Source organism: Pauljensenia sp. UMB3104 (assembly GCF_030217285.1).
Classification (GTDB): domain Bacteria; phylum Actinomycetota; class Actinomycetes; order Actinomycetales; family Actinomycetaceae; genus Pauljensenia.
In genome coordinates this window covers 1-235 of the sequence record NZ_JASONN010000609.1, presented here as the reverse complement: position 1 = coordinate 235, position 235 = coordinate 1, and the positions used below count along the sequence as shown (strand labels likewise).

1 pseudogene is annotated in these 235 nt (G+C 58.3%); it reads right to left on the bottom strand.

The features are described from left to right. Positions 1 to 235, bottom strand: a pseudogene (locus QP415_RS12975) (methionine adenosyltransferase); the annotation flags it as partial.

Below are 235 nucleotides of genomic sequence, written 5' to 3'. Positions count from 1 at the left end.
CGTACGCCAATGTGACCTGAGTCTTTCCATCGGGACGCAGACCGGTGGCGATTTCGTTATGACGGACGTCAGCCAGGCGCTTCGACAGCTTGTGCGCCAGCCAAATCGGGGCAGGCATCAGATCGGGTGTATCAGCGCAGGCATAACCAAACATGATTCCCTGGTCGCCAGCGCCCTGACTATCACGGACATCACTTGCACTACCTTCACGCTCTTCAAGCGCGTGGTCCACTCC